This window comes from Anaeromyxobacter sp. SG17 (assembly GCF_022690695.1).
GTDB lineage: Bacteria > Myxococcota > Myxococcia > Myxococcales > Anaeromyxobacteraceae > Anaeromyxobacter > Anaeromyxobacter soli.
In genome coordinates this window covers 126,114-139,902 of sequence record NZ_JALCYX010000002.1, presented here as the reverse complement: position 1 = coordinate 139,902, position 13,789 = coordinate 126,114, and the positions used below count along the sequence as shown (strand labels likewise).

At 73.8% G+C, this 13,789-nt stretch carries 12 protein-coding genes; 6 read left to right on the top strand and 6 right to left on the bottom strand.

Annotated features, from left to right (window positions below; all coding sequences use genetic code 11):
* Window positions 1-91: 91 nt before the first annotated feature.
* A complete protein-coding gene (locus tag MNY60_RS01710) occupies window positions 92-517 on the top strand; it encodes a universal stress protein (RefSeq protein ID WP_242359913.1) in 426 nt (141 codons plus the stop codon).
* A gap of 32 nt (window positions 518-549) precedes the next feature.
* Entirely contained in the window at window positions 550-786 is a 237-nt protein-coding gene (locus MNY60_RS01705) for a hypothetical protein (protein WP_242341555.1), read from the top strand.
* A 210-nt stretch (window positions 787-996) separates the two neighbouring features.
* Here the strand turns inward: MNY60_RS01705 and MNY60_RS01700 are convergent, their stop codons facing one another.
* On the bottom strand, window positions 997-1,197 hold the full coding sequence (locus MNY60_RS01700; protein WP_242333179.1) for a hypothetical protein: 201 nt from the start codon (window positions 1,195-1,197) through the stop codon (window positions 997-999).
* Between the two features lie 221 nt (window positions 1,198-1,418).
* On the opposite strand from MNY60_RS01700, the gene MNY60_RS01695 reads away from it, so the two are divergent.
* Window positions 1,419-2,273 carry an NmrA/HSCARG family protein gene (locus tag MNY60_RS01695; protein ID WP_242359912.1) on the top strand — a complete coding sequence of 285 codons (855 nt, stop codon included), beginning with the start codon at window positions 1,419-1,421 and terminating at the stop codon, window positions 2,271-2,273.
* Window positions 2,274-2,378: 105 nt separating this feature from the next.
* Entirely contained in the window at window positions 2,379-4,043 is a 1,665-nt protein-coding gene (ettA, locus tag MNY60_RS01690) for an energy-dependent translational throttle protein EttA (RefSeq protein ID WP_242333184.1), read from the top strand.
* Between the two features lie 69 nt (window positions 4,044-4,112).
* Here ettA and MNY60_RS01685 read toward each other — a convergent pair whose 3' ends face one another.
* Window positions 4,113-4,529, bottom strand: a complete 417-nt coding sequence (locus MNY60_RS01685; RefSeq protein ID WP_242352039.1) for a hypothetical protein — start codon at window positions 4,527-4,529, stop codon at window positions 4,113-4,115.
* Window positions 4,530-4,668: 139 nt separating this feature from the next.
* Window positions 4,669-7,008: a malate synthase gene (locus MNY60_RS01680; RefSeq protein WP_242359911.1), complete on the bottom strand. Its 2,340-nt coding sequence runs from the start codon at window positions 7,006-7,008 to the stop codon at window positions 4,669-4,671.
* A gap of 264 nt (window positions 7,009-7,272) precedes the next feature.
* Between MNY60_RS01680 and MNY60_RS01675 the strand changes: the two genes are divergently transcribed.
* On the top strand, window positions 7,273-8,235 hold the full coding sequence (locus tag MNY60_RS01675; RefSeq protein ID WP_242333190.1) for a sigma-70 family RNA polymerase sigma factor: 963 nt from the start codon (window positions 7,273-7,275) through the stop codon (window positions 8,233-8,235).
* Here the strand turns inward: MNY60_RS01675 and MNY60_RS01670 are convergent.
* Entirely contained in the window at window positions 8,189-9,139 is a 951-nt protein-coding gene (locus tag MNY60_RS01670) for an NAD(P)-dependent oxidoreductase (RefSeq protein ID WP_242333192.1), read from the bottom strand. The two genes, MNY60_RS01675 and MNY60_RS01670, sit on opposite strands and share 47 nt — an antisense overlap.
* A gap of 259 nt (window positions 9,140-9,398) precedes the next feature.
* Here MNY60_RS01670 and MNY60_RS01665 point away from each other — a divergent pair, with 259 nt between their 5' ends.
* Window positions 9,399-10,115 carry a succinate dehydrogenase gene (locus tag MNY60_RS01665; RefSeq protein WP_242359910.1) on the top strand — a complete coding sequence of 239 codons (717 nt, stop codon included), beginning with the start codon at window positions 9,399-9,401 and terminating at the stop codon, window positions 10,113-10,115.
* 19 nt (window positions 10,116-10,134) lie between these two features.
* On the opposite strand, the gene MNY60_RS24110 is transcribed toward MNY60_RS01665, so the two are convergent.
* The gene (locus MNY60_RS24110; RefSeq protein ID WP_242352044.1) at window positions 10,135-10,947 is read right to left on the bottom strand and encodes an SWIM zinc finger family protein; all 813 of its coding nucleotides are present in this window, start codon (window positions 10,945-10,947) and stop codon (window positions 10,135-10,137) included.
* 81 nt (window positions 10,948-11,028) lie between these two features.
* Complete coding sequence (locus MNY60_RS01655) at window positions 11,029-13,776, bottom strand: DEAD/DEAH box helicase (protein WP_242359909.1); 2,748 nt, start codon at window positions 13,774-13,776, stop codon at window positions 11,029-11,031.
* Window positions 13,777-13,789 lie beyond the last annotated feature (13 nt).

The window sequence follows — 13,789 nt, the reverse complement described above, 5'->3', positions numbered from 1 at the left end:
CTGCATGACGAGCGCCGCGGGCGCGCTGACTCCTTACGCTCTCCTGGGAGCGCGCTTCGAGTGGGTCGAGGCTCGCGGTCCGGAGGAGCGCATGGCGCCGCTGGAGTGGAGCAGGATCTGCTGTCCGGTCGATTTCTCGGAGCCGGCGCAGGCCGGCCTGCGCGTGGCGGCGGACCTGTGCCGGAGGCTCGGCGCGGAGCTCGTCCTCCTCTACGCCGACTCCGCCGCGCGGGTGGCGACGGAGCTGCCCCCCGCGGGAGGGCTCGACGGAGAGCTCTCCGCGTGGAAGGAGACCGCGGAGCGTCTGGGCGCCCCGAAGGTCACCGTCGCGCGCGCCGGCGGATCGCCGGAGGTCGCCATCGTGGAGTTCGCGACCTCGGGGAAGGTCGATCTCATCGTGATGGGGACGCACGGGCGCGTCGATCGGGAGCACATGCTGACCGGCTCCGTCGCGGAGGGCGTCGTCCGCAACGCTCCATGCCCGGTGCTCACGGTTCACCCGGGCTGGAAGGCGTGACCCGGGACGTAGGAGGCGAAGGAGGAGCTGCCATGACCGGAAGCTGCGAGGTCTGCGGGAACCAGTACGACAAGGCGTTCGAGGTGGTCGCCGCCGGAGCGCACCACGTCTTCGACAGCTTCGAGTGCGCGATCCAGGCGCTCGCGCCGCACTGCGAGCGCTGCGGGTGCCACGTGATCGGGCACGGGGTGGAGGCCGGCGGGAAGTTCTTCTGCGGCGCCCACTGCGCGCACACCGCGGGGGCGAAGGAGATCCGGGACCGCGCCTAGACCTCAGGGCGGCGCACCACGCCGGCGCCGGCCGGGCACTCATGGAGCGCCCCGCCGGCGTGCTGGCCGTTACGATTCGCGAACAGGCGAGCGAAGCGACGCCGCGGAAGCGGCAAAGCCGCTCGCGGCGTCGCACGGGACCCGGCGAGCAGGGGTGGGCCCCCGACGAGCTTTGCTCGGCGGGGCGGGGGCGCAGCCCCCGTTCGACGTTCAGTGCAGCTTGTCGGCCTCGCTCTTCAGCTCGTTCCAGGCGGCGTCGAACTCCTTCTTCAGCGTCGGCTGGCGGTCGGCGCCCGCGTCGACGATCTCGTCGATGCGGTGATCGAGCTCGTCTCGGAGCGCCGCGAGGCGCGCGGCCCGGGGTTGCGACGAGGCGGACGGCGTTTGCTGCGGCTCTGCTGGGTTCGCCATGGGAGCTCCTCTTCGTTTCCTGGTCACTGCTCAATTGCGCCGTGCGGGCAGGCGACGCTCGAACAAGGTGGGCGTCGCGGGGGGGAGGATGGGATCGCCTGCACGGGCATGCCGCCGTCCTGGCGAGCGCCCGGTGAGTCCCTCGCGGTGCGTGGCGGCGCCGGCCTCGACAGGAAATGGAGTGGGCCTCGCCGCCGAGGCTCGTCGAGGAGGGACAGCGCATGGCCGAGGAGAGGATCGTGCTCGTCACGGGCGCCACCGGGAGGCAGGGCGGCGCCACGCTCCGTCACCTCGCGGAGCGCGGCGGCTTCGCGCTCCGGGCGATGACGCGCAAGCCGGAGGGGGACGCTGCGAAGGCGGTCGCGGCGCTCGGGGCGGAGGTGGTCCGGGGCGACCTCGACGACGCCGCGCCGCTCGCGCGCGCGCTCACAGGCGCGTGGGGGGTGTTCGCGGTGCAGAACACCTGGGAGGCGGGCGTCGAGCGGGAGGAGCAGCAGGGGAAGCGCCTCGCGGAGCTGGCGCGGCGCCAGGGCGTGCAGCACTTCGTCTACAGCTCGGTGGGCTCGGCGCACCTCGCGACCGGGATCCCGCACTTCGACAGCAAGGCGCGGGTGGAGGAGTCCGTGCGGTCGCTCAGGTTCCCGTCGCACGTGATCCTGCGGCCGGTCTTCTTCATGGATAACCTCGTCTCGCCCGGGTTCCTGCAGGGAGACGCGCTCGTGAGCGCGCTCAGCCCGGCGACGAAGCTTCAGATGATCGCCTCCGACGACATCGGGCGGTTCGCGGCGCAGGCGTTCGTCGAGGCGGAGAAGTGGAGCGGCTCCGAGACGGACCTCGCGGGCGACGCCGTGACCCTGCCGGAGGCGGCGGAGGCGGTGAGCGGGTTCGTCGGGCGGAAGGTCGCCTACCGGCAGATCCCGATGGAGGCCGTGCGGGCGAACAGCGAGGACTTCGCGCTCATGCTGGAGTGGTTCGAGCGGGTCGGCTACTCGGCCGACATCCCGGCCCTCGAGGCGCGCTGGGGCATCCGGCCCCTGACGCTGCGGGAGTGGGCAAGCCGGCAGCGCCGCCGCTGAGGCGAGAGGCCGATCCCCGGAGCGTGGGGCCATCGCGCCCGGGCAAGGCGGCGGGTTTTCGATTAGGCTCTCGCGCCTTCCACTCCACCTTCACCCCCGAGCGCCATGGCCCAGTACGTGATGTCGATGCTCCGCGTGAGCAAGGTCGTCCCGCCCAAGCGGCAGATCATCAAGGACATCTCCCTCTCCTTCTTCCACGGCGCCAAGATCGGCCTCCTCGGCCTCAACGGCGCCGGCAAGTCCACCGTGCTGCGGATCATGGCCGGCGTGGACGAGGAGTTCGACGGCGAGCTGCAGCGCCAGAACGGCATCAAGATCGGCTACCTGCCCCAGGAGCCGAGGCTCGACGGCGACCGGAGCGTGCGCGAGGAGGTCGAGTCCGCCCAGGGCGAGGTGGCGGAGGCGCAGAAGCGGCTCGAGGCGGTCTACGCCGCCTACAGCGAGCCCGACGCCGACATGGAGAAGCTCGCCGAGGAGCAGGCGCGGCTCGAGGCGATCATCGAGAGCGCGGGCGCCGACACCGGCAACGCGCTCGAGATCGCCGCCGACGCGCTGCGCCTGCCGCCCTGGGACGCGACCATCAAGCACCTCTCCGGCGGCGAGAAGCGGCGCGTGGCGCTCTGCAAGCTCCTGCTCTCGAAGCCGGACATGCTGCTCCTCGACGAGCCGACGAACCACCTCGACGCGGAGTCGGTCGAGTGGCTCGAGCAGTTCCTCACCCGCTTCCCGGGGACGGTCGTGGCGGTCACGCACGACCGCTACTTCCTCGACAACGCCGCCGAGTGGATCCTCGAGCTCGACCGCGGCCGCGGCATCCCGTGGAAGGGCAACTACTCCTCCTGGCTCGATCAGAAGGAGCAGCGGCTCGAGGTCGAGGCCAAGCAGGAGAGCGCGCGCATCAAGGCGATGAAGCTCGAGCTCGAGTGGGTGCGGCAGAACCCGAAGGCGCGGCAGGCGAAGAGCAAGGCGCGCCTCGCCCGCTTCGAGGAGCTCTCCAGCGTCGAGTACCAGAAGCGCAACGAGACGCAGGAGATCTTCATCCCGGTGGCCGAGCGGCTCGGCGACAAGGTCATCGAGTTCAAGGGCGTCACGAAGGGCTTCGGCGACCGGCTGCTCATGGACGACCTGTCGTTCATCGTCCCCCCGGGCGCGATCGTCGGGATCATCGGACCGAACGGCGCGGGCAAGTCCACGCTGTTCAAGATGATCACCGGCGCCGAGAAGCCCGACGCGGGCGAGGTCGCCCTCGGCCAGTCCGTGAAGCTCGCGTTCGTCGACCAGAGCCGCGAGAACCTCGCGAGCGACAAGACCGTCTTCGACGAGCTCTCGGGCGGGCGCGACGTCATCCAGGTCGGCCGCTTCGAGATGCCGAGCCGCGCCTACATCGGGCGCTTCAACTTCAAGGGCGCCGACCAGCAGAAGATCGTCGGCGCGCTCTCCGGCGGGGAGCGCGGCAGGCTCCACCTCGCGAAGACGCTCATGACCGGCGGCAACGTGCTGCTCCTCGACGAGCCGTCGAACGACCTCGACGTCGAGACCCTGCGCGCGCTCGAGGACGCCCTGCTCGAGTACGCGGGCAGCGTCATGGTCATCTCCCACGACCGCTGGTTCCTGGACCGGATCGCGACGCACATCCTCGCCGCCGAGGGCGAGTCGAGGTGGACGTTCTTCACCGGCAACTACCAGGAGTACGAGGCCGACAAGCGGCGGCGGCTCGGCGAGGAGGGGGCGAAGCCGCGGCGCATCCGGTACAAGCCGATCAGCCGGTAGGCGCGCGGCGCGGCGCGCCTCACCGCGCGGGCGGCCGCGCAGCGCCGGGCCGGCGGCCGGGGCGAGCCGCTACTGCTTCTGCGCCCGGAAGTTGATCGTCCCGGTGGTGTGCGTGAAGTCCACGACGATGGTCCAGTCGCCCGCGGCGCCGGCCACGGTCGACACCGAGCCGGTCGCGCCGTCGAGCGCGCCCTGGTAGACCTGCGCGCCGGCGGCGTCACGCAGCGTGAGCGTCACGCTGCCGGCGCTGATGGCGCTCGAGCGGTCGACGGAGGCAATCGTGCCGGTGTTGTGCCACGTGTACGAGAGCGTCCCGTCGCCGTTCGCCACGCCCGTGAGCTGGAAGCCGAAGCTGTCGGCGACGTTCGTGATCTGCGGCTGGTACTGAGGCTGGACCGGCGCCGAGCCGGAGTCCGACCCGCCGCAGGCCGCGAGCGAGACCGCGAGGATCGTGGCGAGGGCGACGGACGGCAGGCGCAGGCGCATGAGTGACCTCCAGTGGAGGTCCCACGCTAGCGGCTCGATTGACGGGCATCAAGGGAGCGGAGGTGCGCGGAGAGCGCACCTCGCCGGCGCCACCCGCGCCCCGTGACGTCGCGTCCCGCGGGGCGCCCCGCGCGGCCGCTCAGCTCCGCGCCGGACCGGCCGGCTGCGACGCGGAGTCCCCTCCGAAGACGTCGTGCACGTAGTCGTGCGACGAGAGCGCGGCCGGAGCGAGCGCGCCCGTGCGGACGCCCTCGACGATCTCCGGGCGCTCGAGGTCGAAGATCGCGTCCAGGATCTGCCCGCGCTCCCGCGCGTTCGCCTGCCCGACCACGAACAGCACGCGCGCGCTGTGCTGGACGTAGCGGGGCGAGAGGAGCTGGCGCTTCAGGAGCTCCATGATCACGTCGGCCTTGGAGCGGTCGAAGCGCGGCGGGTCGCCCCGACGGTCCTGCTCCGCGAAGAACTCCCGCGTCCACTCGAAGTGGTAGTCCCAGACCTTCTGGAACAGGTCGCGGGTGAAGCGCGTCCCGGCCTTGATCGGCTCCGCGTTCGCGCCGATGACGACGCCGTCCTCGGTGAGGGTCTGCCGCTGCAGGTGGCCGTCCTTCGTGATCGGCGCCTGGTGCTGGACCAGCGTCCACAGCCACGACACGTAGATCCGGTACGTGGCGAGGTCGTTCATGAACCGCTGCCGGAGCTCGTAGTCGTCGATGGCCGCGGCGAAGTTGCCGTTCAGGATCTGGAAGCCGTAGTTCGCGGCCATGTAGAACGAGTGCTGCACGTGCTCGATCGTCACGTCGCCCCTGGGCGGCGCGTAGATCGCCTCCCAGCGCTCGGCCGAGAAGATCTTCTCCGGCGCGTCGAGCTGCTCCTTGCGGACGATCGACGGCGTGATCCTGCCCTGCGCGTCGAGGAGCCCGCGCGACTGGAAGAGCTGCCGCTCGGCCGCGTCGAGGCCGCTCGCCACCGTCGGCACCGCCTTCCCCTTCACGTCGATGGTCTCGAGCTTCGCCTCGACGAGCGCCTGGAGGCCGGACAGCTCGGCGCGGAGCGGGCCGTTGCCCGCGGCGACGTACTCCGCCTCCGGGCTCGCCACCCAGCTCTGCCGGAAGGCGTCGTGGAGCGTGCCCTTCACCTTGCCGGCGAGGATGTCGGCGAGCGTCGGCTGCGCGTCCGCCGCGAGCGGCGCCTCGGGCATGAACATGAGGCCCAGGATGCGCTCGCGGAGCTTGTCGATCGTGATGGCGCGCAGCGCCACCGGGTTGTAGCGGGAGCGCCCGTACGGATCGCCGCCCTGGTAGATCATGACGGCGGCCATCCCGCCGATGGGCGCCGCGTTCGTGAGCGCGCCGCCCTTCATTCCGGCCATGAGCATCATGAGCGCGGCGTAGCGCTGGTAGGCGATCATGATCGGCGTCGCCATCCCGATGCTCTGCGGGTCCGGGAAGATCCCGGCGGGATCGTCCTTCCAGAGCTCGATCATGCTGCCGAGGTAGTCCCAGCGGCCGACGTTCATGCCGAGCAGCCGGCGGCGCAGCACCCACGCGATGCCGGGGAGGTAGCGGCCCGCGTTCCCCTCCTCGTACAGCATCTTCACCTTGAGCGTGCCCGCGGGGACGCCGATGAGCCCCTCCAGGCGCGAGAGCAGCCGCTCGACGATGAGCGCCTCGCGCGGCGTCTGGAGCTTCGGGATGTAGTAGTAGACGCCGCTGCCGGCGCGGGTGAGGGCGTCGTAGTTGTTGAGGGCCCACAGCGTCGTGATGACCACGAGCCCGGGCGCCGGCTCGCCGTCCACGAGGACGTGGTCGTAGCGCAGGTGCAGGCTCGGCGGCCGGGCGAGCCGCGTCGGCCACTGCGCCGGCGGCTTCGTGATCTGGTACGCGCGCTTCTTGCCCTTCTTCACCACCTCGTACGGGCGGCCGGTCCAGCGGCCCTCGTGGATCTCCTTCGCGTTCGCCATCGCGGCGAAGACGCCCACCGGCTGGTTCGTGGGGGTGCCGTCGGGCTGGAAGTGCGGCGGCGACGCGTCCTCGAAGTCCGGCATGTTCATCGGCGCCGGCGAGTTGAGCGCGTTGAACGCCATGTCGAGCGGGTGCCACGGCCCGGTGAGCTCGAGCCCCGGGTTCTTCGTCGGGTGGACGTGGTCGGGGATGGGCACCTCGTCGTTGAGGCGCCAGTGCCGCTCGCTCTCGCGGCCGAGGAAGTTGTCCACGAGGCCCTGGACGATCTCGCGGTACGTCCAGGCCTTGCCGCTCACCGGATCCTCGAACGTCTCGTCCCAGCGCGGCCACGCGTACTTCGTGCGGGCCGGCGCAGGGTCCTGCAGGAGGGCCCGGCGCGCGGTGAGGGCGGCGGCGATCGCGGGGCGCAGCTCGCGGGTCAGCGTCGCGATCGTCTGCTCGACGTCGATCTCGCGGCCGTTCACGCGCTGGGTCCCGAAGAGCTGCGGGAACTGCTGGAGGATGTCCGGACGGATCATGGGCTCTGGTCCTCTCTCTGCAGGCGCGCCTGCGCGATCAGGTGTAGTGGCACACACGCGCGCCATGGGCATGGACCAGGAAGGTTGGGTCCCTCGCGCCACCCGCGGCGGAATCCGGCGAGACCCTTCCGGGCCCACCGGCCGGAGGCGCCGGGCTGCCAACGAGGTGGACTCCGCCCGCCCGCCGCCCCATTGCGCGCTGCGCGCGGCGATGGCCTCGTTACCTTCTGCCACCGTCGGGCGTGATCGCCCCCCATGACCACCATGGCTGCGAAGGCCCCAGCTCTCGAACCGAAGAACCGCGCGCTCGGACAGGCGCTCGACGGGCACCGGCGTGCGGTGTGGGGCATCTGCTACCGCATGACCGGGGTCGCGGCGGACGCGGACGACCTCGTCCAGGAGACGTTCACGCGCGCGCTCACGGCGCGCCCCGATCGGTCGGGCGAGCCGCTGCGGCCCTGGCTCGCGCGGGTCGCCGTCCGGCTCGCGATCGATCACCTGCGCCGCCGCCGCGTCCGCGGGTACACGGGCCAGTGGCTGCCCGCCCCGGTCCCGACGGACACGCCGGACCTGGAGCCGACGCCGGACGCGCGCTACGACGCCGCGGAGTCGGCCTCCTACGCGTTCCTCGTCGCGCTCGAGCGGCTGACGCCGCTGCAGCGCGCGGTGCTCCTCCTCCGCGACGTGCTCGGCCACTCGGTGCGCGAGGCGGCGGCGGTGCTCTCCACCACGGAGGGGGCGGTGAAGGTCGCGCACCTCCGCGCGCGGCGCGCGATGGAGGGCTACGACGCGGCGCGCCTGCCCGCGTCTCCGGCGCTGGAGGCGCGCACGCGGGCGGCGCTGGAGGCGTTCGTCGGGGCGATCCTTGCGGGCGACCTGGCCCGGGCGGAGGCGCTCCTCGCCGCGGACGCGCGCGCCGTCTCGGACGGTGGCGGCGAGTACCTGGCGGCGCCGCGGGTGCTCGAGGGCGCGCGCAACGTCGCGCGGTTCTTCGTCGGGGTCACGCCGCGAGGCGGCGGCGAGCGGAGAGCGACCTGGGTCCGGCTCAACGGCCTCCCCGCGCTCGTCGTGGACCTGCCGGCGGGCGGGCCGCGGGTCGCGCCCCGCATCGTGCTGCGCGTCGATCTCGACGCCGAGGGCCGCATCGCGCGCATCCACGCCATCGCCGCGCCGCGCAAGCTCACGGCGCTGCCTCCAGCTCCGCCGGCGCAGCCGGCTGCTCGCTGAGCGCGCCGATCGTCGCCGCCCAGCCCTCGCGCACGCTGGGATAACGGGGCGCCCACCCCGCGGCCTCGCGCAGCTTCCAGTTGGAGATCCTGAGCGAGCGCGCCAGGAGCTCGCCGAGCGAGCCGGAGACGAGCTTCACCCAGGGCGGAAGCAGGCGCGGCGGCGGGACGCCCAGGGCGGCCGCGAGCAGGTCGAAGTACTCGCGGCGGCGGACGGGCTCGTCGTCGGCGACGTCGTAGACGCCGGGGGGGACCCTCAGCGCCGCCACGACCGCCGACGCCGCGTCGTCGTGGGAGATCGACGAGATGAAGGCGTCGCCGGCGCCCGGCAGGGCGGCGAAGCCCCGCCGCGCCGCGGCCAGGAGCGGCCGCAGGTGGGAGGCGTCCGGGCCGTAGAACGCGGCGAAGCGGAGCACCACGCCCGCTCCCCCATGGCTCGCGAAGCGGGCCGCGGCGCGCTCGGCGTCCAGGACCGAGCGGTTGTAGCGGACCGGCCGGATGCGGGAGCGTTCGGCCACCCACGCGTCCCCGGCGTCCTCGTAGACGAGCGCGAAGGACTCCTGGACGAAGCGAGACGCCCCGCCGGCGAGCGCCGCCTCGCAGAGGTTCGCGGAGGCCTCGCGGCGGAGGCGGTCGTTCTCGCGCCACGCGAAGGGCAGGAGCATCCGCCCCGGCGACGGGATGTGCGTCGCGAGGTTCACGACGATCTCGTGGCCCGCGACGGCGCGCCGAACGGCGGCTGGGTCGAGCAGATCGAGCGCGATGGCGTTGGCCCCGGCGCGGACGAGCCGCTCGCGCGCCTCCGGCGCCCGCGCCACCGCGGTGACCTCGTGGCCGGCCGCGAGCAGCGCGGGGACCACCCGCCGGCCGATGACTCCCGTGGAACCCGTGATGAAGATCCTCATCCTGCCTCCTTGCGCCACCTCACGAGCGAGGAGGCGCGAAGGTTACGTGGGGCCCCGGCCGAGCCCCCGATCCGACCGGCCTCGAGGCCGTGCGGGATGAGAGCCCCGGGTCGCGGGACCGACGCGTCCGCGTGCTCGACCTCCGGCGAGCGCGCCGCGAGGGCCGCGGGCGCGTACACGGAGGAAGGTGACGCGGGCGGGGCCGCGCGAGCGCCGCGGGCGGCCGTAACCTCCGGGGCCGCTCGCGCGTGGACACGGCATGGCGAGCACGATCGAGGCGGAGCGGCCGGTCGGAGCCGGCGAGCGGCACGGGCAGCGGTCCGCTGCCGGCGCGCGTCCGGTTCGCGCCGGCGTCGTGGCGGGCACGTTCCTGGGCTCGAAGCTCGCGTCGCTCCTCGGGCTCCTGCCGGTGGGCGTCTGGACCGTGAACCACCTGTGGGACAACCTCGCCGCGCTGCGCGGGGGGGCGGCGTGGGAGCGCGCGGTCACCGAGCACTCGAGCCCGGCAACGCAGGCGGTGACGCTCGCGGTCGTGCTCGTGCCGCTCCTGCTCCACTCGGGCTGGGGCCTCGCGCGGCTCCCGCGGACGCGCGTGCCGCGCCACGTGGGCCGGTTCGCGAGCCTGCGGCATGGCCTGCACCGGCTCTCGGCGCTGGGCCTCCTCCTGTTCCTGGGAGCTCACCTGTGGCTCGCGCTCATCCGGCCGCGCCTCCTCGAGGGCGGGCCCGAGCCGTTCGAGCACCTGGCTCACCAGATGCGGTTCCACCTGCCGACACTCATCGTGTACGTGCTCGGGGTGCTCGGGACGGCGTACCACCTCGCGAACGGCCTGCAGGCGGTCGGGGTCGGGTGGGGACTCCGCTTCGGGCGCGGGACGATGTCGCGCCTGAGCCTCACGTCGGGGGCGGCCTTCGTCGTGCTCCTCGCGATGGGGTGGACCGCAGTCTGGGCCCTGTGGCGGGCGGGGGGAGGGTGACGCTCCCGCCGTGCCCGCCTCACCGGCCTCGCCGCGAGCCCCTCGCACGCCGGCGCCGCGGGGCCGGCGCCGCGGGCCTCGCGCCTCGCCCGCGGGGGCGCGCGGGCCGGGAGAGCTCGAGCTCGATGCCGAAGATCTCCGCCAGCCGATCGTCCGCGACGAGCGCGGCGCCGGGCGGCGCCTCGGACGCGACCGTCCCGGCGGCGCCGGCTTCCTCGACGAGCTCGGCCATCTCCACGCCGCGCAGCGTGAAGAGCAGCTCCGGGGCCTGGTCGAGGCGCGCGCCGACGCCGTAGAGCACGGCCGCGAGGTGCTTGCAGAGCCGGGCCTCGTCGGGACACGAGCAGCGCAGGTCGAGCTCTGCGCTCGTCGGGAACAGCCCGCGCTCGCGGTCGCACAGCACCTCCATCACGGCGGAGGAGAGCCGCCCGGAGAGGAGCTCCACGACCGTGGCGATGCGGCCCGCGCAGGCCCGCCTCACGGCGCGCCAGCGCGCCGGCGACAGCGGGCGGATCCGCACCTCGGCCTCGTAGAGCTCGGTGCCGCTCACGAACGCGCTGACGAGCCCGCGCGAGATCGCGAGGTGCACGACCGAGCCGTTCCGCGCGTAGGCGCGGCCGCGCGGCAGGCGCGTCGCGAGATCGGCGAGAGACTCGAGCTGGTCGCACCAGGCCCTGCCCCAGAACGTGGTGGCGAGGTCGCGCCCCTCGATGGCGACGGGCTGCGGCACGATGCCCTTGCGCACGAGGCGCTTGCGCGCGAGCTCGGCGCGCAGCCGGCGCTCGGCCGCCGTCACGTACTCGGGGAACCGATCGCCGTCCTCGAACGCCACCGTGCGATCTTAAGCGGCGACCGGCGCGCGAGGCGAGTCCGCCGGGGCGGGGGGCGCAGCCCGGGGCGGCTCCCCTCACGATCAGAACTCCGCGCTGCGCAGATCGAGCGACACGAGGCGGAGGAGCTCCCGGTCGTCGAGCTCCGTCAGGCGGATCTCGTCCGTCCCCTCGAGGAGCTCCTGCGAGAGCCTCCGCTTGTCCTCGAGCATCGCGTCGATGCGCTCCTCGATCGTGCCCCGGCAGACGAGCTTGTGCACGAGCACGGCCTTCCTCTGGCCGATGCGGAACGCGCGGTCGGTCGCCTGGGTCTCGACGGCGGGGTTCCACCACCTGTCGAAGTGGACGACGTGCGAGGCCGCCGTGAGGTTCAGGCCCGTGCCGCCGGCCTTGAGCGAGAGGACGAAGAACGAGACGGTCTCGTCCTCCTGGAACCGCCGCACGAGCGCCGCGCGGTCCTTCACGGGCGTCTGCCCGTGCAGCACGAGCCCGGGGCGCCCGAAGGCGCTCGCGAGGAAGCGCGCGAGCGGAGCGGTCATCTCGCGGAACTGCGTGAAGACGAGCGCCTTCTCCTGGCGAGAAGCGACGGTCTCCGCGATCTCGGCGAGCCGCGCGAACTTCCCGCTCGCTCCGGGGGCGTACTCGCCGTCCCCGAGCCACTGCGAGGGGTGATTGCAGATCTGCTTCAGCCTGAGGAGGTACGCGAGGACGACGCCGCGCCGGCGCGCCCTGTCGCCGGAGGACACGGCCGCGAGCTCGCGCGCGAGCGCCTCGACCGACTCGGCGTAGAGCGCGGCCTGCGCCCGCGAGAGGGCGCAGAAGGCCTTCACCTCCGTCTTGGCGGGCAGGTCGGCGATGACCGCGCGGTCCGTCTTGAGGCGGCGCAGGAGGTACGGGCGGACGAGGGCCCTGACCGCGGCGTACGGCGAGGGCTGCGCGGCGCCGTCCAGGGCCGGCGCCGGAGGCGGGGGCGGGGGCGCGGCGGCGGCCGACGCGGTGCGCTTCAGGAACGCCGCGAACTCCTTCGCCGAGCCGAGGAGCCCCGGGTTCACGAAGTCGAAGATGGACCACAGGTCGCCCGGGCGGTTCTCGACGGGCGTGCCGGTCAGGGCGAAGCGGACGCGCGCGCGGATCGCCTTCACGGCGCGCGACTGCCGCGCCGCCGGGTTCTTCACCGCCTGCGCCTCGTCGAGCACCGCGAGGCCGAAGTCGGCCTGCGTCGCCCACGGCAGACGGGCGACCGCGCCGTACGTCACGACCACGAGGTCGTGCGCGGCGAGGGCGTCGGCGTCGAGGGCGGCGAGCGTCTCGCGCGGCGTGGCGGAGGGATGCGCGACGAGCACCCGGAGCGACGGGGCGAACCGCTCGGCCTCCGCCTTCCAGTTCGCGAGCAGCGACGCGGGCACGACGAGGAGGTGGGGCCCTTCGAGGAGGCGGCGCCGCTTCAGGAGCAGGAGCAGCGCCAGGATCTGGACGGTCTTGCCGAGCCCCATGTCGTCGGCGAGGCAACCGCCGAGGCCGAGCCGCGCGAGCGTCCAGAGCCAGCGGACGCCCTCGCGCTGGTAGGGGCGGAGCGTGGCGTGGAGCGCGGCGCCGGGGTCGGCCTCCTCGGTGCCGCGGGCGCCCCGGAGCGACGCGAGCGTCTCCTCGAGCCACGTGCCCGCGCGGACCCCCGTCCACTGCCGGTTCGGGTCGAGGAGGACCACCTCCGCGCCGAGCTCGGCGCCGGCCACGAGGCGCATCGCCTCCACGAAGGAGACGCCCTCGGCCGCGGTCCGCTGCGCGTCCTGGAAGCGCTTTAGGACCAGGTCGAGCTGCTCGCGATCGATCTCGACCCAGCGCCCCTTGAACAGGACGAGCCCGCTGCCGGCGGCCCGCAGCGCGCGCAGCTCCGCCTCCGTGAGCTCGGCCTCTCCGAGCGTCAGGCGGACGTCGAAGTCGAGGAGGGCGTCGAGCCCCAGCGCGGCGGGCTTCGTCTCGCCGACGCGCATCGTCACGCGAGGCCGCGGCGCGTGCCGTCCGCTCCACCACGCAGGGACGCGCACGAGGACGCCGCTCTCCTCCAGGGCGGGCACCTCGCGCAGGAAGAGGTGCGCCTCGGCGGGGGTCCAGGCGAGGGGCTGGAAGAGCGCGCCGGAGTCGGCGAGGGCCTTCACGAGCGGGCTCCGCTCGGACGCGCGGTGGACGGGCTGGAGCAGCGCGAGGAGACGGCGCCGGTCGGCGGCGGAGGACGCCTCGCGGACGGCGTCGCCGAGGCGGCGGTGACGGGGCCTGCCGCTCGGGGCGAGGCCGGTCGTGTACGTCGCGAGGAACGCGAAGGGACGCTCGGGGTCCTGGCGGTTCTCGGCGAGGTGCAGGTGCACGCGGCCGACGACGCTCCAGGCCGGGTCACGCTCCGCGAGCCAGGCCTGCACCGTCCCCGCCGCGCGGGCGATCTCCTCGCGCCAGGCGGCGAGCGTGTCCGCCCAGAGCGAGCGCAGCACGGCGGGGGAGAGGTACTCGCCCCCGAGCAGCGGAGGCGCGGACGCGGCGAGCTGCTCGAGCTCGCCCGGGCTCGGCTCCGGATCGGCGTCCTCCCGCCGCTCCTCGAGGTCCGGGACGGCGCAGAGCGCGGCGACGAACGCGCGCGCGAAGTCGCGCCAGAACGCGAGCGCCGGCGGCAGCGCGGTGCGCGCCTCGCGGGCGCCGAGGTGGAGGAGGCCGGGGCCGTGGCCCCGCTCGAGCGCGGCCCGGATGCGGCGGGCGACGGCCTCGCCCAGGGCGTCCACCGGCTCGCCCGGGCGCAGGACGAGATGACCTGACGGGGTCAGCGCGACGGTGAAGGGCTCCACGGCCGCGGAAGAT